Origin of the sequence: Bradyrhizobium sp. SZCCHNR2028, assembly GCF_032380995.1 — a bacterium.
Lineage (GTDB): Bacteria > Pseudomonadota > Alphaproteobacteria > Rhizobiales > Xanthobacteraceae > Bradyrhizobium.
Window position 1 is genome coordinate 212,671 of sequence record NZ_JAUHJF010000001.1, and the last position, 15,227, is coordinate 227,897.

Below are 15,227 nucleotides of genomic sequence, written 5' to 3' on the forward strand. Positions count from 1 at the left end.
GGTTCAACGCGAGAAACCGGGCGCGTGTGTTTCGTTGCGCCAGGGCCTAGACGCGGCAACGCCCGCAGCGAGGCGGGCGATGTCCGGTAGATATCGGAAGAAGGCTGATCAGCCGTTGTAGTGACCGGCAGCAACGCGCGGGATGTCCGAACGATCGAGACCGATGTCGGCGAGCTCGCGATCGCTGAGCTGCGACAGCTCGGCAACGTTGCGCTGATACTCACGGAACGCCTGCACCATGCGGATGAGCGAGAGCAACATGAGAAATCTCCTTTAGTTCGCGATTCAGTTCTTCGTCGGAACCTCATCGTTGAAATGAACATAGAAGAGCTTATTGCGATGCGGAAGCGTGAATGTTGCGATGCAGCTAAACCCCGGACGCATAGCTTGCATAACCCTTGAGTAAGAATCGGGCAGGCGCCCGGCAGCTCAGCGACCCGCGCAAGGCTCCGTATTCATGCGGATTTTCGATCGCCCGTTCGAATTGCCGGATCGAGCAATGCCGGCTTAAAGGCCGGTCCAGGCACGAAGCTATTGCCCGACATACACCCCACGAAACGCATGGGTTCATATAATGAACATAAATTCATTATGTACGCTGCGCCTCTCAAATCGATGATCGCCATCACGGACCGCTCGCGCGGATTTCACTTCGCGGCATATAACGAAAGGTGCGACAAAGTGTCGCGGTGCTGGGCAATGATGCCGGCGCCGTCGCACCAGCGAGGAAAAACAATGAACAAACTTATTGGGGCCGCGCTCATCACTGCGGCAATTGTGGCGGTCGGTCCGGCTCAGGCGGCGCGGATGCATGGCGCCGGCTGTAGCGGGGCCAATCTGGAGAAGACCGAGACGGCGATCGAGGCGATGGCCGACGGCGACGCCAGATATACTGCGCAGAAGGAGATTGCGGCAGCGCAGGACGCGCTGCTGAGCGGCAAGATGGGCGCCTGCAGCGTGCACCTGACCAAGGCGATGCAGGCCGGGATGATCAAGTAGCAGGCGCATCTTTCGCATCATCGAACGAACGGCCGGTCGCGATGCCGCGATCGGCCTCATTCCTGACCCGGGCTACGGCGCCCGCGCCAGCTGGGTCGCGAAGGTCGCGACCGTCCGCGCGTAGACCTCGCTCTTGTTCCACTGCTGGATGACCGCAAAATTCGGGCCGCCGGGCTCCCAATCCTTGCCCTTCTGCCAGCCATAGCCCTTCAAATAGTTCGCGGTGGAGGCGAGAACGTCGGGCGCGCTGCGGATCAGATCGCGCCGGCCATTGCCGTCGAAATCGACGGCGTATTTGATCCAGGACGACGGCATGAACTGCGTCTGACCGATCTCGCCGGCCCAGGCGCCGCGCATGTCGGCCGGCTGAAGGTCGCCGCGGTCGACGATCCGCAGCGCATCCAGCAACTCGCCGCGAAACTGCTCGGCGCGGCGGCAGTCATAGGCCAAGGTCGCGAGCGCACGGATGGTCGGAAATTTTCCGACATTGACGCCGAAATCGGTCTCGAGCCCCCAGATCGCGACCAGCACCTCGCCCGGCACGCCGTAGCTCTGCTCGATCCGCGACAGCACCGAGCCGTATTGCTTCAGCATGTTGGAGCCGCGGGTCATGCGCGGCGGGATCATGCGCCCGGAGAATTCCTCGAAGGTCTGGCTGAACACCTTCTGACCGCGGTCGCGGTTCAGCACGCTTTGGTCGGGCGTCACGCCGGTCAGCGCCGCATTGATCGTGTTTTGTGAGATGCCCTTGGCCGCAGCTTCGGTCTTGAACTCGGCGAGCCAGCCGTCGAAATTGCCGCTGCCGCAAGGCACCGCGGCGTGCGCTGGCGCTGACAGGGTGGTGAGGGCAGCGAGGCAGGCAAGAGCGGAAACGGCGAGAACGCGAGCAATCATCGAAACACCTGGACGGCAATGGATTCAAAAAGCGTTGCTGGGCGCGCTCCATGTCGGGCGTAACCGCGGCAGCAACAAGGCCTTTCGATCACATTGGCGTCGGATTTCGTGAGCGCTGCCACACGCTGGCGGCCTCTCGAGGCGACCGCCGGCCTGGGAGGCCGGCGGCCGTGACAAACTCGTCGCTGCGTCCTCACATCCCGTCGCGCGAGCGCCATGGGAACAGGTTCGCCGGGAAGTCGGCCGCGGGTTTGGAGCCGCGCGGGGCCGGCGGCACGATCCGGGCTGCGTCGGGATTGATCGCGATGGCTTCGCGGTACAGATGCCAAGTGGCGTGGCCGAGCACTGGGATAACAACGGCGAGCCCCAGGAAGAACGGAATCGTGCCGGCGACCAGAAGCACCGCGACGATGAGGCCCCAGGCCGCAACCGGAACGGGATTCTTGGCCACCACGCGCAGCGAGGTGACGACTGCTTCGAGCGCGCCGGCGTGTCGGTCGAGCATCAGCGGGAAGGAGACGACGCTCAGGCACAGCGCCAGCAGCGCGAACAGGAAGCCGACGCCGCAGCCGACCGCGATCAGCCACCAGCCTTGCGGCGTCGTGAACACCCGCTGCAGGAAATCGCCCGCACCCGTCGCGCCGCCATAGCCGAACACTGCGACGTAGATCGCCTGCGCGGTCGCGACCCAGGTGACGAACAGCGCGAGCAGCAGCGTGCCTAGTCCGAGCATCGAGCCGAACGACGGCGACCGCAGCACCTCCAGAGCATCCCAGGCACTGGTGTTCTCGCCGCGGTCCCGGCGGCTGCTGAGCTCATAGAGACCGAGCGCGGCGAATGGGCCGAGCAGGGCGAAGCCCGCCGCCAGTGGAAACAACAGCGGCAGCACCGCATAGCCGAACACCGCGCGCGCGATCACCAGGCCGAGAACGGGATAGATCGCACATAGCATCACGGCGTGACTCGGGACGGCCTTGAAATCGTCCCAGCCGAGCCGCAGCGCGCGCATCAGGCTCGACATGTCGATCGTGCGAATCGTCAGCTCAGCCGCGACCTCGTCTGCCGCCCGAACGTGGGAGGCGGCATTGCTGTGGTAGGTGGCCATCGTCGTGTGCTCCCTCAACTTGCGTAGGGCGCTACCCAACCACGCAGGCGGGCTGCGCTTCTCGTTGGAACAAATTCGCCGATGGCCAGACGCGACGAACCTCGGGGCGGCCATTCGCGAACGGAAGTCATCAGGATAGTGGCAAAACAGGCCGCGCCTACTCACGCCTCGGTGAGTGCTGTGAATGTCGCGGTGCATTAGAACGGTGCCCGCGACCGAAGAAGCCGAGCCGTCCACGGACAAAGTCATTCCGCCGTCATTCCGCCTTGGGTAAGCTTCACATTCGTCGCCGTGGTCGCCTTGGCAGGCCCCGGCGGGTGGCGGAGCGGCTCTACGGCCGTCTTTGCAACGGAACAACGCCGGCCGAGTTCTTCTTACGATCACCATCCATTGGGAGCCATTGATGAGCATTTTCGGAAAGATCATGGGCGCTATTTTCGGCCATCATGCCGAGGCTGCGCCGGCCGGCGGCAGCACGCCCGCCGCGGGCGGCACCGCGCCGGCAGGCGGTACGGCAGCTCCGACCGGGGGCCCGGCTGCTGCGGCGCAAAACGTCGATGTGGCGGCGATCGTCGACAAGGCCGCGGCTGCCAAGCACGAGAAGCTGGAGTGGCGGACCTCGATCGTCGACCTGATGAAGGCGCTCGACATCGATTCGAGCCTCGCCGCGCGCAAGGAGCTTGCCAAGGAGCTCGGCTACAGCGGCGACACCAACGACTCGGCCAGCATGAATGTGTGGCTGCACAAGCAGGTGATGAGCAAGCTCGCCGCCAATGGCGGCAAGCTTCCGCCGGAGATCAAGCACTGAGCGTCGGCCGCCGACGGCCCAAAAGCGAAAGGCCCGCCATCGCGCGGGCCTTTGTCGTCGATATCGTGTCGCGAGAGGTTGCTCGAACGGCTCAGACGTGCACGACGCCGGCGCGTTGCCAGGCCTCGGCGTGCAACTGGTCGCGGTTGAAGCCGATGTCGCGCAGCGTGCGCTCGTCGAGCTGGTCAAGATAAGCGAGCTGGGTGCGGTAGTGGACGTAGCGCTTGAGAACGTCGAAAATGGCAGTGACGAACATGAGCCTCTCCCCACCGGTCTGGTTGCTTGTTCGGCGGGGGATTGCTGATCCATCCGGGTAGCCATTGGGTTAAAGCGCGCGGTCCAATCGTGTTGCTCGGTAATTCTACGGAACGTCACGCCATGATGTCCCGGTTCTCCGGATGGTCGCGGAGGTAGTCTGCGACGAAGCTGCAGCCCGCGATCACCTTGCGGCCCTCGGCGCGGATCAACTCCAGTGCGCCCTTGACCAGCTCGGACCCGATGCCCCGGCCGCGCAGGGCTGCCGGGGTCTCGGTGTGGGTGATGACGACCGCCTGCGGCGTCGCTCGGTAGTTTGCAAAAGCGGTGCTGCCTTCGACGTCGAGCTCGAAGCGGCTCTGGGCCTTGTTGTCGCGGACGGCGGTCATGCTTCTCTACCTTCGTTTCGGTTTGTCGGTCTGCTTGATGAATTCGGCCAGCATTTCGCGGATCGACCAGGGCTTGCCGTCGACGGCGCCGCGGATGTCGTCGATCTTCCATTGGCCGGCATCGCGCACGAAGTCGTAACGGATGACGTTGTCGGCCTGTTCCTTGCGATCGTTGCGATGGCCGGCGATGGTGACGGCGACCATCGCCTTGTCGGCCTCCTGCTTCTCCGGACTCACCTTGAACGAGGCGACATCCGGGTCCTGCGAATTGGTGATCGGATCGAAATCGACCGCGCCGACCTCGCCCTTCGGCGTGCGGGCGTCCATCTTGGCCCATTGGGCGGCCAGCGACTTCGACAGATAGTTCGCGCGTGCCGCCTTGTTCTCGATGACGAAGTTGCCGCCATCCTCGCCCTTGCCCTTGGCGACGCGGGTGTAGATCGCGGTCATGATGCCGGTGGGCTCATTGGCGGCGGGGGCCTGCGCGCGAAGCGGGGATACGGCGAGCACGCCAGCGAGGCCGAGAAGCAGGAAACGACGATTGATCATGGGTGTCCTCAAATCAGATTCGGTGCGCGGTGAAATGAAGGAATGCGCGGCCAGCCTCGGGTTTGTCGCACGGCATCTGCATTCGTTCGAATGACACCGTCGCATGGGAGCGATGGGCAGGCCGCGCTTGCGAGGTCGCGCGGGACCGCGATAAACAAGCGGGAAGGTAACGGGTGGCCGAGACCGCCCGAAAATCGATCGAGGGGACGCTGTCATGGGTCTGTTCATTTGCTGCCGGGATGCGAGGGCTCGTCGATGAGTGGCACACAGCTGCGGATGTCGCGGCGGGTGATGAATCTCGCGCATATCGTGACGCAGAACGGCCGCCGGCTCGGCGACCGCGTCGGTTTCGTCTGGGGCGAGAGGTCGTGGTCCTGGCGCGAGATCGACGCGATGGTCTCGGCGCTCGCGGCGGCGCTGGCCGAGCAGGGCATCGCCAAGGGCGATCGCATCCTGGTGCACTCCAAGAACTGCGAGGAGATGTTCGTCTCGATGTTTGCCGCGTTCCGGCTCGGCGCGGTCTGGGTGCCCACCAATTTCCGCCTGATGCCGGACGAGGTCGCCTACCTCGCGACCGCATCGGGCGCGAAGGCGTTTCTCTGCCACGGCGACTTTCCGGAGCACGCTGCCGCAGTGACGACTGCTGACTTCACCTGGCGCATCGGTGACGGCGGCAGCTTCGGCACGGGGGCCGTGGCCGACGCAATGAAGGCGCATGTCGGCGCACACGTCGCGAACGCTGCCGTCGAGCACGACGATCCCTGCTGGTTCTTCTTCACCTCGGGCACGACCGGCCGCTCCAAGGCGGCGGTGCTGACGCATGGTCAGATGGCGTTCGTCATCACCAACCATCTCGCGGACCTGACGCCGGGCACGACCGAGCACGACGCGTCGCTCGTCGTGGCGCCGCTGTCGCACGGCGCCGGCGTGCATCAGCTGATGCAGAGCGCGCGCGGCGCCAGGACGGTGCTGCTGCCGAGCGAGAAGTTCGACATCACCGAGGCGTTCCGTCTCATTGAGGCGCATCGCATCAGCAACCTGTTCACGGTGCCGACCATCCTGAAGATGATGGTCGAGCATCCCGCCGTCGACCAATTCGATCATTCCTCGCTGCGCCATGTGATCTATGCCGGCGCGCCGATGTATCGCGAGGACCAGAAGCGCGCGCTGGCGCGGCTCGGCAAGGTCATCGTCCAGTATTTCGGCCTCGGCGAGGTCACCGGCAACATCACGGTGCTGCCGGCCGCGGCGCACGAGGACGAGGATGGACCGGAGGCGCGGATCGGCACCTGCGGCTATGAGCGCACGGGCATGCAGGTCTCGATCCAGGACGATCAGGGGCGCGAGCTGAAGCCGGGCGAGACCGGCGAGATCTGCGTCATCGGTCCGGCCGTGTTCGCGGGCTACTACGACAATCCCGACGCCAATGCCAAGGCGTTTCGCGACGGCTGGTTCCGCACCGGCGATCTCGGCCACATGGACGCGCAGGGCTTCGTCTATATCACCGGCCGCGCGTCGGACATGTACATCTCCGGCGGCTCCAACATCTATCCGCGCGAGGTGGAGGAGAAGATCCTGACCCATCCCGACATCGGCGAGGTCGCCGTGCTCGGCGTGCCTGATCCCGTGTGGGGCGAGGTCGGCGTCGCCGTCTGCGTGGCGCGCGAGGGCGCGGCCGTGCCGAGCGAGAGCGCGATCGCCGGCTATCTCGCCACCAAGCTGCCGCGCTACAAGATGCCGAAGCGGTTCTTCTTCTGGGACGCGCTGCCGAAGTCTGGCTACGGCAAGATCCCCAAGCGTCTCGTGCGCGACGAGCTCGAGGCGCGCGGCCTGCTCGATCTCACCAGGCAGGGCTGAGCACTGATGCGATTCATCAAACAGCCCGGCGCGCCGGTGGCCGACCGCATCCACTGGGTCGAGGCGCGGGGCCGCGCCTTCACCTTCACCATGGAGCAGGGGTTGCCGCTGCTGGAAGCGGCCCATCGCGGCTTTGCGCGTGAAGGCTTTGCCGGCGGCGTGCTCGACATCAGAGGTGGCGCGCTCGGCCCGTTTACCTATGTGATGCCGGCGCTGTCGAAGACGCCGGATCATGCCGCGTTCTACAGCGAGACCTTTCGGCCCGCGGGTGTCACGCATCTGACCACCGCCACCATGACGCTTGGCGTCCGCGACGGCGCGCCGTTCTTCCATTGCCATGCGCTGTGGACGGAAGAGGGCGGTCGCAACGGTGGCGGGCACATCCTGCCCGAGGAGACGATTGTCGCGGAGTCCTTTGATGTCGAGGCCTTCGGGCTCGACGGTGCGATCTTCGCGGCCGAGCCTGATCCGGAGACCGGCTTCAAGCTGTTCGGACCGGTGGCGGCGGCACCGCGCGCCGCAAGAACCGATCGCCGCGCCTTCGCGCTGCGGCTGCGGCCGAACCAGGATTTTGCCGGCTGTCTGGAGGAGTTCTGCCGCGCGCAAGGCATCAGCAGGGCGCGCATCCGCGGCGGTGTCGGCTCGACCATCGGCGCGCACTTCGAGAGCGGTGCTGTGGTCGAGCCGTTTGCGACCGAGCTGACCATCGCCTCGGGCGCGATCGCGCCCGGCGCTGTCGGCCTCGAAGCCACGCTCGACGTCGCGCTGGTCGACTACACCGGCGCGCTGGCACAGGGGCGTCTGGTTCGCGGCGACAACCCGGTGCTGATGACGATGGAGCTGGTGCTGGAGGTCGCGGCGTAGCCCGCGTGGGACGGTAGCCGATCCCGCCGCCTTGTGCGAGATTGCCCGCGATGTCACCGAATTTGTGAAGGCGTCATGGCGAGGAAGCAACGTGAGATCCGGCTGCGCGCACCCTATCTGAAGCGGCTGTGGCTCGATCCGGCCAAGATCGCCGACCGCGCCGAATATCCGTTCTGCCTGCCGTTCCTGCAGGACGAGTTCGAGCTGAGCTTCACGAGCGCCATCACCATCATCGTCGGCGAGAACGGCACCGGCAAATCGACCCTGCTCGAAGGCATCGCGGCGCTGGCCGGCTATGACGAGGCCGGCGGCGGCAAGGGCTATAGGCCGGTGGATCATGGTCGTGCAATCGAGCGCATGGGGGGTACGCTCGGTGCCGCGTTCCGTGCGAGCTGGCTGCCGAAGATCACGCAGGGCTGGTTCTTCCGCGCCGAGAGCTTCTTCTCGGTGGCGCGCTATCTCGACGAGGCCGCGTTGGACGATCCACTCGGAGGGCCGCCGCCCGACTTCCTGTCGCATTCCCACGGCGAGGGCTTCCTGCGCTTCTTCGAGGAGCGCTGCCAGCGCCAGGGCATCTACATCTTCGACGAGCCGGAATCGGCGCTGTCGCCGGCGCGCCAGATCGAGTTTCTCAAGCTGATGCGGCGGATGGACGAGTCCAGTCATTGCCAGGTGCTGATGGCGACGCATGCGCCGGTGCTGATGGCCTATCCCGGCGCGACCCTGCTGCGCCTGACCAAATACGGTCTCGAGAAGGTCGCTGTGCAGGACACCGATCACTTCAAGGCCCTGCGCGAGTTCTGCGCCGATCCCGATGGCTTCGTGCAGGCGGTGCTTGCGGAGTGAGGGCGGGGTGTGGTGCATGAGAGTTGGCGAGGTCGACCAACTTGCTCCGCCGTCATTGCGAGCGAAGCGACGTGTCCGCCGAAGCCCATCGGGCGCAGGCGGAAGCAATCCAGGGCTGCGCAAAGACTCTCGATCGCTTCGTCGCTTTGCTCCTCGCGATGACGGAGAGACATGAGTCCGCGTTCCCGCGTGCGAATGGCGTCCGGGCTTTGCATCATATTCTGCCCTCCTCGAAGTGAGGGGGCGCAGGGAAGGCCGGGCATCCGCTGATGCCCGCGGCCCCCGTGCGGGAAAAATGCACGGGGCAGGAACCACAGGCTCAGCCGAGATGACCCGGCCTTCCCTGCGCGATGGTGTTACGGCTTATACGTGATCTCCTCGGTGCACCGGGCTTTCTGGCCACCGTCACCGGCGCGATGCGTGAGCATCACCACCAGCTTGACCTCAGCGTCGGGAGGTCAGGACCACACGATTTCGCCGTCCGCCGCCGGACCCGTCGTCTGCGCATTTGCGCCGGGCCCGTGACGTCCATCGCATCCCGCACTCAACGCCCGTGACGACCGCGAAGCGCCCCTCTCGTGAGTGCAGGACGCACCCAGAAGAACGCAAATTCCGAAAAAACGAAAGAAGAATACTTTTCGCGACACGACTGGACAGGGGTGATGGCGCTGATCCCGCATCGAAATATAGATTTTGCGCGCATGGCCGTTTTGGTGTCAAAACGGTCGCGTCACGCCTTCGCGGCGTGCGCGTCGGGCAAATCAGGTCGCGACGCGGGTGAGGGAAGCAGGGTTTCAGATGTCGGAGCAGGCCAACCGTCACGACGAGCTCGACCAGGCGCTGCTCGCCCTCGACGACCGCGCCATGGTGCTGGAGGAGCTCGACGGCTTCATCGCCGGCCTGCTGGTCCTGCCGGAGCAGGTCCCGCCCGGCGAATGGTTCGCCGCGGCGTTCGGGTTCGGCAAAGGCCGCCACTCGGTGTTTGCGAGCATCGCCCATGCCAACGCGGTGCTCGACCTGGTGATGGCGTATCATGACGAGATCGCCCGGACGCTCACGCAAACGCCGGAGCTGTATCAGCCGCGCTATCCGGTCGATCCGATCGACGGCAGTGTGATCTGGGAGTTGTGGATCGACGGCTTCGCTGCGGCGGTGGACCTGCGTCAAGAGCGGTTCAAGGCCTACCGGAACGTCGACGGCGACGTGGGCGAGGCGGCCCTGAGCCTGATGGTGGCGATCGAGCTGGCGCGCGACGAGAATGCCGACCGCGTCGAGAATACCAGGCTCGACCGCGAAGCACCTGCTGACATCCGCCATGCGGTGCTGACCCTCAACCGTCATCGGCGGAGCGGGGCGCCCGTGCCCGGCGCGCCCGCCTTCATTGAGCAACCCAATCCGTTCGCCTCCTTCGGCAAGGTCGGCCGCAACGATCCCTGTCCGTGCGGTTCCGGCCAGAAATACAAGCGCTGCTGTGGCGCCAATTGACCCGCTTTCGAGCGCCACGACACGGTCTTTTTTGTTGCAACAATCGGGAGCGGTGCAAAGATGGGCCCGCCGCGTGCCAGATGCGCGGGCCAAATGAGAATGGTTGAGGAAACGAGATGAGGATGGTGTTCGGCAAGGCGCTGGCCGTAACGGCGGCGCTCGCGATCGCAACGACGGCTTTGAGCACGGCGGATGCGCATGGTCCCACCCGGCGCAAGGTGCAGGAGCACGTCGAGATCAACGCCGCGCCCGCCAAGGTGTGGGCCGTGATCGGCAACTTCCAGGACATGAGCTGGCTCGGCGTCGTCGACAAGACCGCGGGCGAGAAGGGCAACGAGATCGGCGCCACGCGCAAGCTGACCCTGAAGGGCGGCGCCACGGTCGACGAGGAGCTCTACAAATACGACGCCGAGAAGATGAGCTATTCGTACCGGATCACGGCGGTCGATGTGAAGGTGCTGCCGGTGACAAACTACTCGTCGACCATCGCGGTGACGCCGAGTGCGGACGGCAAAGGCAGCGTGGTCGAATGGACCGGCGCGTTCTACCGCGGCTTCCCCAACAACGATCCGCCGCCGGAGCTGAGCGACGAGGCCGCGGTCAATGCGGTGACCGGGCTCTACAAGGGCGGGCTCGAGGGACTGAAGAAGAAGGTGGAGAGCGGGAGCTGATTGGATACGACCATGTCGCCAAGTCAGCGCTGCGCTCCCTCTCCCCGTTCTTACGGGGGGAGGGTTGGGGTGAGGGGCAGCCGAACGGGGGGTGTGGGCGGTGAGACCTGTGCCGCCTCACCCGGATTGCATCTGGCGATGCAATCCGACCTCTCAGCGCGAGCGAAGCTCGTCGCGGCCCCGCATCCGCCTTCGCTCTGCGAGCTACGGCGGACAAGAGCGGGGCGAGGTGGGTACAAGGCAGGGCGCTGTACCACTCATCGTCTCTCAGATCCTATTCGAGCTTTTCTGCTCGCAGCCTTGCTCGTCTGCTGCGCCAGTGCCCATGCTGAAGAAGCCTTCGTCACCAATCAGCTCAGCGATGATCTGACCATCGTCGACCTCGCGACCTCGAAGCCGGTGGCGACGATCCCGATCGGCGGCAAGCCGGCCGGCGTTGCGGTGGCTGCCGACGGACGCTTCGCCTATGTGGCGAGTCCGGACGACAAGAGCATCAGCGTCGTCGACGCTGTCGCGCGAAAGGTTGTTGGACGGATCGAGGTCGGTGGCGGCCCGCTCGGCATTGCCGTGACGCCGGACGGTTCGACGGTCTACGTCGCAGACTGGTACAACGCCGCAATTCGCGTGATCGATGCGAAGACCCGGACCGTGACCGGCAGCATCGCGGTCGGCGCCTCGCCGTCGGGGCTTGCGGTGACACAAGACGGCAAGCTGCTGCTCTCCGCCGACCGCGACGACGACATGGTCTCGGTGATCGACACGGCGACGCGCCAGCGCCTTGCGACCATCAAGGTTGGCACGCGGCCGTTCGGTGTCACCATCGACGCCGAGGGCAAGCGCGCCTACACGGCAAATGTCGCCTCCAACGACGTCTCGGTGATCGACCTCGCCGAGCGTCGCGAGATCGGCCGGGTCAAGACCGGCTTGCGGCCCTATGCAGTGGCGCTGGCGCAGGGCAGGGGCTTCGTAACCGACCAGTATGACGGCACGGTCAGCGTGTTCGACCTGGCGAGCCTCCAGCCGCTCCAGCGCATCAATGTCGGTGACTATCCCGAGGGCATCGAGGCGACGGCCGACGGCCGACGCGTCATCGTCGCCAATTGGGAGAGCAACATCCTGAGCGTCATCGACGTGGCCGCACTGAAGGTCACAGGGGAGATCAAGGTCGGCAACGGCCCGCGCGCGTTCGGCGCGTTCCTGCGGCGGTGAGGCAGGCCGGCCAGTGGCGGGAATGGAGTTGCATCTGCAGCCTCCGTCATTGCGAGCGTAGCTCGCAATGACGCGGGGAGGTATCGAGGCTCGTCGTTATCCCTGCATGTCGCCGGCGCTGATGCAGGCTACGAATCTCGTCTGGCGGGCACCACCAACCGTTCCACGATCTCGTCCATCCGGGTGAACAGCATCTCCGGCTGGTGGTCGCGCAGCGCCTGCTCCGCGGCATAGCCCCATGTCACCGCACCGAAGGCGATGCCGGCGGCGCGCGCAGCCTCGATGTCGCGGGTCTCGTCGCCGATCGCGATGACCTGGGCCGGGTCGACGCGCAGCCGCTTCAGCACCCGGCGAAACTTCCGTGCCTTGCCGAACACCGAGGCTGAGCAATCGAAATCGGCGAACAGACCGGCGCGCGATCCGAGCTTCTGCCGCGCGTTGGCCTCGCTGTCCGACGAGACCAATGCGAGCATGGTGCCGTTCGCGGCAAGGGTGTCGAGCATGATGTCGACGCCTGCAAACAGCGGGATGCTTGCTGCATGCGCCGTCTTCAGCCGGCGCACGTGGCGCGCGATCAAGGGCAGCTTCCAGCGCGGCACCTGAAGGAAATCGAGGATCTCACGGGTCGAGGCATGGCGCAGCCCGTCGATGTCCTGCTCCTCGACCTGACGAAAGCGGTACCGCACGGCGACGGCATTCACGTGGGTGCGAAACCACGGGAAGCTGTCGGCGAGCGTGCCGTCGAGATCGAAGATGACGAGGGAATATGGCATCGCGCGGGGTGAGCGTGGCGAGGGGCTGATGATCGTCGAGGCGTGTCGTCCTGCGACAGCCCTGGGCCATAGCAATGGGAGGGGCGGCGCGCAATGAGATGCGACCCTTGCGTGTCGCAGCTCCATGGTGACGTTCGACGATCAGGGGTTGAACATGTTGTGATGTGCACCTGGAAATAACGCGGTCTATGATCCCGATGCGCCGGCGGATCAGGGTCTGCCTGCCCGATTTGATCGAATTTGTTTTCATCATTCAAGCCAGAGAGATTTCACATGGCCCTCAACAAGGTTGCTGCAGCGTATCTGTCCTACTTCGCCTATATCGACGACGCGCTCGATACGGTTCAGCCGAGCGATTTCGTGACGATGCTGAAGTCCGTCCCGTCGGGCGCGGCGAACGGTCCGTGGTCGCTCGTCTGGGGCCCGGCGGTCAACAACGGCGTGCTCGCCTATGTCGCGCAAGGCAGCGACGGCAGCTACGCGCTGGCGTTCCGCGGCACCGATGTCGACGGCTCGGTCGGCGGCGCCTTCGAGAACGTGCTCGCCGACGTCGATGCAGTCTTCCAGGTGCCGTGGCTGTATCCGCAGCAGGCCGGCTCGCCGCTGCAGATCAGTGCCGGGATCAACGATGCGCTGGCGCTGGTCATCGCGCTCACCGATCCCGCGACGGACCTGTCGCTGCTCGACTATCTGCGCGGCCTTGCGGCCAAGCAGAATCTGCAACTGATGGTGACCGGGCACAGCCTGGGCGGCGCGCTCGCCGTGGTGGCGACGGCGTGGCTGAAGGATCAACTGCCGAAGCTGAACTCGTCGCTGAAGTTCACGCTGTGGCCGCACACCTTCGCGGCTCCGACCATGTGGAACGCGGGCTTCGCGACCACCTTCGCGAAGGCCTATACCTACTATGCGGCGGTCAACAGCAACGACATCGTGCCGATGGGATGGGCCAATCTGAAAGGGATTCTCGTCACCTATGCGCCGCCGGCGCCGGTCCTGAAGGACACCAACTACTACTCGATCTACAAGCCGCTTGAGCTCCTCAGCGCAACGATCCCGACCTATACGTCGATCGTGCCGAGCAATCCGGACCTGTTCACGATCACGCCGATCGTGGAGACGAACGATTCCTGGACCGCAGAAGCCGGCTACATGCATTCCATGCAGTTGCAGTACTTCCCGCACGCGACTGGCACGACGGCGCCGCCGCTGCCGGGGGTCACCAAGACCGGCGTGGCGCGGCCGCGGGCGGTCGCCGTCGCAGCGTGAGCTGCTGATCAGGGGACGTCGCCGTCCGGGTCGCGTCTCGCGTTGCCCTCTTGCGAGCCTGCTCCCGCAGGTCTGCAAGAGGGTTTTGACGCGAATCCGATCAACAATCTCTCACGGCTTTTGTGAGCGTGCGCTGCAGGAACGCCTGGCGCAGTGCGGTCGTTGACCCCCGCACAGACGCAAGGAGAGACACATGCAACGCACGCTCAAGATGGCCGCGCTGGCCGCCGCCACGCTGGTGCTCGGCACCGCCGCCGCATCCGCGCAGGGCTATGCCCGCTACGGCGACTCGATGGCCTGGGGGCCGCCGACACAGGGCAACGATTCCGAGCCGGTGTATGACGCCGCGCCGGCGCCGGCCTACGCGCCGGGTGAGGTGGCGTGGGGTACAACGGCCTGGGGCCACGGCTACAACGGCACCAACCATCCGACTCCGAGCTCGACCCAGGGCGATGTCGGTCCGTCCGGCAACAACAACGGCACGCTGACCGGTGTCTACCGGCAGTGGTAGCCGCCATCTCGCGTTAGACGTTAGGCGATCAAACCCGCCGCTCGACAAGAGCGGCGGGTTTGTCGTGTCGGACGGGTTCGCTGCGCGTGTCGGGCGATGTCACGAAGCCATTGGATCACGAGGTCGCGCGAAGGTGAGCGTCGCGTTGTGTCGCACGATTGTTGTGGGGACCGGCGGAACCTTGGATGGATCGATATCGTTTGTTCTCCGAGAATTAGGAACGAAGGAGCAAGTTCATGACGCGCACGTTTGGATTCGCCGCGCTGACCGCCGTCACGCTCGTGGCCGGCACCGCTGCGGCCTCGGCCGGCGAATACGGCCCGGGCGGCTACGGCTATGGTGGCCAGGTCACCAGCACCTACGCCTACCGCGATTCCTTCGCCTGGGCGCCGGGGCCGGTCTATGAAGTGGGTCCGGGCTATGACGAGGGCTACGTCGCCGTTGCACCCAGCCCGTATGACGGCCCGGGCTGGGGCACCGGCTACAACGGCACCAACCATCCGACTCCGAGCTCGACCCAGGGCGACGTCGGCCCGGGCGGCAACAACAACGGCACGCGCAGCGGATATTATCGCCAGTGGTAATCTGAGTTCGTTGCAGAAACATCAAGCCCGCCGCTCTGTAGAGAGCGGCGGGCTTTGCTGTGATGAACCGGTATCGACCACATGCGTCATTGCGAGGAGCGCGATGCAATCCAGAATCGCGTACGCGGCCCTGGATTGCTTCGCTTCGCTCGCAACGACGAT

General features: G+C 65.3%; 18 protein-coding genes. 11 read left to right on the plus strand and 7 right to left on the minus strand.

Going from position 1 to position 15,227, the window contains the following annotated elements; genetic code table 11:
- Nucleotides 1-108: 108 nt before the first annotated feature.
- The gene (locus tag QX121_RS01015; RefSeq protein WP_006614327.1) at nt 109-261 is read right to left on the minus strand and encodes a DUF1127 domain-containing protein; all 153 of its coding nucleotides are present in this window, start codon (nt 259-261) and stop codon (nt 109-111) included.
- Between the two features lie 474 nt (nt 262-735).
- Between QX121_RS01015 and QX121_RS01020 the strand changes: the two genes are divergently transcribed.
- The gene (locus QX121_RS01020; RefSeq protein ID WP_315810936.1) at nt 736-999 is read left to right on the plus strand and encodes a hypothetical protein; all 264 of its coding nucleotides are present in this window, start codon (nt 736-738) and stop codon (nt 997-999) included.
- A 72-nt stretch (nt 1,000-1,071) separates the two neighbouring features.
- Here the strand turns inward: QX121_RS01020 and QX121_RS01025 are convergent, their stop codons facing one another.
- Both QX121_RS01025 and QX121_RS01030 read right to left on the minus strand, forming a co-directional pair.
- Nucleotides 1,072-1,893 (minus strand): lytic murein transglycosylase, encoded by an 822-nt coding sequence (locus QX121_RS01025; RefSeq protein WP_315810937.1) that lies wholly within the window; start codon nt 1,891-1,893, stop codon nt 1,072-1,074.
- A 193-nt stretch (nt 1,894-2,086) separates the two neighbouring features.
- Complete coding sequence (locus QX121_RS01030) at nt 2,087-2,998, minus strand: DUF2189 domain-containing protein (protein ID WP_315810938.1); 912 nt, start codon at nt 2,996-2,998, stop codon at nt 2,087-2,089.
- 403 nt (nt 2,999-3,401) lie between these two features.
- Here QX121_RS01030 and QX121_RS01035 point away from each other — a divergent pair, with 403 nt between their 5' ends.
- Nucleotides 3,402-3,806 (plus strand): DUF3597 domain-containing protein, encoded by a 405-nt coding sequence (locus QX121_RS01035; protein ID WP_315738127.1) that lies wholly within the window; start codon nt 3,402-3,404, stop codon nt 3,804-3,806.
- A 91-nt stretch (nt 3,807-3,897) separates the two neighbouring features.
- On the opposite strand, the gene QX121_RS01040 is transcribed toward QX121_RS01035, so the two are convergent.
- The 3 genes from QX121_RS01040 to QX121_RS01050 form a co-directional block, all read right to left on the minus strand.
- Nucleotides 3,898-4,062 (minus strand): DUF1127 domain-containing protein, encoded by a 165-nt coding sequence (locus QX121_RS01040; protein WP_315797499.1) that lies wholly within the window; start codon nt 4,060-4,062, stop codon nt 3,898-3,900.
- A 115-nt stretch (nt 4,063-4,177) separates the two neighbouring features.
- Entirely contained in the window at nt 4,178-4,450 is a 273-nt protein-coding gene (locus tag QX121_RS01045; RefSeq protein WP_315810939.1) for a GNAT family N-acetyltransferase, read from the minus strand.
- Nucleotides 4,451-4,456: 6 nt separating this feature from the next.
- Nucleotides 4,457-4,999: a DUF3828 domain-containing protein gene (locus QX121_RS01050; protein WP_315810940.1), complete on the minus strand. Its 543-nt coding sequence runs from the start codon at nt 4,997-4,999 to the stop codon at nt 4,457-4,459.
- A 255-nt stretch (nt 5,000-5,254) separates the two neighbouring features.
- Between QX121_RS01050 and QX121_RS01055 the strand changes: the two genes are divergently transcribed.
- The 6 genes from QX121_RS01055 (at nt 5,255) to QX121_RS01080 (ending at nt 11,931) form a co-directional block, all read left to right on the plus strand.
- A complete protein-coding gene (locus QX121_RS01055) occupies nt 5,255-6,856 on the plus strand; it encodes an acyl-CoA synthetase (RefSeq protein ID WP_315810941.1) in 1,602 nt (533 codons plus the stop codon).
- A 6-nt stretch (nt 6,857-6,862) separates the two neighbouring features.
- Complete coding sequence (locus tag QX121_RS01060) at nt 6,863-7,720, plus strand: PCC domain-containing protein (protein ID WP_315810942.1); 858 nt, start codon at nt 6,863-6,865, stop codon at nt 7,718-7,720.
- Between the two features lie 75 nt (nt 7,721-7,795).
- Nucleotides 7,796-8,566, plus strand: a complete 771-nt coding sequence (locus tag QX121_RS01065) for an AAA family ATPase (RefSeq protein WP_315810943.1) — start codon at nt 7,796-7,798, stop codon at nt 8,564-8,566.
- 693 nt (nt 8,567-9,259) lie between these two features.
- The gene (locus QX121_RS01070) at nt 9,260-10,051 is read left to right on the plus strand and encodes a UPF0149 family protein (protein ID WP_315810944.1); all 792 of its coding nucleotides are present in this window, start codon (nt 9,260-9,262) and stop codon (nt 10,049-10,051) included.
- 116 nt (nt 10,052-10,167) lie between these two features.
- Nucleotides 10,168-10,722 carry an SRPBCC family protein gene (locus QX121_RS01075; protein ID WP_315738119.1) on the plus strand — a complete coding sequence of 185 codons (555 nt, stop codon included), beginning with the start codon at nt 10,168-10,170 and terminating at the stop codon, nt 10,720-10,722.
- Between the two features lie 276 nt (nt 10,723-10,998).
- Entirely contained in the window at nt 10,999-11,931 is a 933-nt protein-coding gene (locus QX121_RS01080) for a cytochrome D1 domain-containing protein (RefSeq protein WP_315738316.1), read from the plus strand.
- Between the two features lie 128 nt (nt 11,932-12,059).
- Here the strand turns inward: QX121_RS01080 and QX121_RS01085 are convergent, their stop codons facing one another.
- Nucleotides 12,060-12,704: an HAD hydrolase-like protein gene (locus tag QX121_RS01085; protein WP_315738118.1), complete on the minus strand. Its 645-nt coding sequence runs from the start codon at nt 12,702-12,704 to the stop codon at nt 12,060-12,062.
- A 273-nt stretch (nt 12,705-12,977) separates the two neighbouring features.
- Here QX121_RS01085 and QX121_RS01090 point away from each other — a divergent pair, with 273 nt between their 5' ends.
- From QX121_RS01090 to QX121_RS01100, 3 genes are all read left to right on the plus strand, one after another.
- On the plus strand, nt 12,978-13,970 hold the full coding sequence (locus QX121_RS01090; protein WP_315810945.1) for a lipase family protein: 993 nt from the start codon (nt 12,978-12,980) through the stop codon (nt 13,968-13,970).
- 193 nt (nt 13,971-14,163) lie between these two features.
- The gene (locus QX121_RS01095) at nt 14,164-14,481 is read left to right on the plus strand and encodes a hypothetical protein (RefSeq protein WP_315810946.1); all 318 of its coding nucleotides are present in this window, start codon (nt 14,164-14,166) and stop codon (nt 14,479-14,481) included.
- Between the two features lie 236 nt (nt 14,482-14,717).
- Entirely contained in the window at nt 14,718-15,065 is a 348-nt protein-coding gene (locus QX121_RS01100; RefSeq protein ID WP_315810947.1) for a hypothetical protein, read from the plus strand.
- Nucleotides 15,066-15,227 lie beyond the last annotated feature (162 nt).

Bases quoted from the DNA above. Each gene is read 5' to 3' on its own strand.
- QX121_RS01015 (WP_006614327.1), bottom strand. From the start codon at position 261: ATGTTGCTCTCGCTCATCCGCATGGTGCAGGCGTTCCGTGAGTATCAG.
- QX121_RS01020 (WP_315810936.1), top strand. From the start codon at position 736: ATGAACAAACTTATTGGGGCCGCGCTCATCACTGCGGCAATTGTGGCG.
- QX121_RS01025 (WP_315810937.1), bottom strand. From the start codon at position 1,893: ATGATTGCTCGCGTTCTCGCCGTTTCCGCTCTTGCCTGCCTCGCTGCC.
- QX121_RS01030 (WP_315810938.1), bottom strand. From the start codon at position 2,998: ATGGCCACCTACCACAGCAATGCCGCCTCCCACGTTCGGGCGGCAGAC.
- QX121_RS01035 (WP_315738127.1), top strand. From the start codon at position 3,402: ATGAGCATTTTCGGAAAGATCATGGGCGCTATTTTCGGCCATCATGCC.
- QX121_RS01040 (WP_315797499.1), bottom strand. From the start codon at position 4,062: ATGTTCGTCACTGCCATTTTCGACGTTCTCAAGCGCTACGTCCACTAC.
- QX121_RS01045 (WP_315810939.1), bottom strand. From the start codon at position 4,450: ATGACCGCCGTCCGCGACAACAAGGCCCAGAGCCGCTTCGAGCTCGAC.
- QX121_RS01050 (WP_315810940.1), bottom strand. From the start codon at position 4,999: ATGATCAATCGTCGTTTCCTGCTTCTCGGCCTCGCTGGCGTGCTCGCC.
- QX121_RS01055 (WP_315810941.1), top strand. From the start codon at position 5,255: ATGAGTGGCACACAGCTGCGGATGTCGCGGCGGGTGATGAATCTCGCG.
- QX121_RS01060 (WP_315810942.1), top strand. From the start codon at position 6,863: ATGCGATTCATCAAACAGCCCGGCGCGCCGGTGGCCGACCGCATCCAC.
- QX121_RS01065 (WP_315810943.1), top strand. From the start codon at position 7,796: ATGGCGAGGAAGCAACGTGAGATCCGGCTGCGCGCACCCTATCTGAAG.
- QX121_RS01075 (WP_315738119.1), top strand. From the start codon at position 10,168: ATGAGGATGGTGTTCGGCAAGGCGCTGGCCGTAACGGCGGCGCTCGCG.
- QX121_RS01085 (WP_315738118.1), bottom strand. From the start codon at position 12,704: ATGCCATATTCCCTCGTCATCTTCGATCTCGACGGCACGCTCGCCGAC.
- QX121_RS01090 (WP_315810945.1), top strand. From the start codon at position 12,978: ATGGCCCTCAACAAGGTTGCTGCAGCGTATCTGTCCTACTTCGCCTAT.
- QX121_RS01095 (WP_315810946.1), top strand. From the start codon at position 14,164: ATGCAACGCACGCTCAAGATGGCCGCGCTGGCCGCCGCCACGCTGGTG.
- QX121_RS01100 (WP_315810947.1), top strand. From the start codon at position 14,718: ATGACGCGCACGTTTGGATTCGCCGCGCTGACCGCCGTCACGCTCGTG.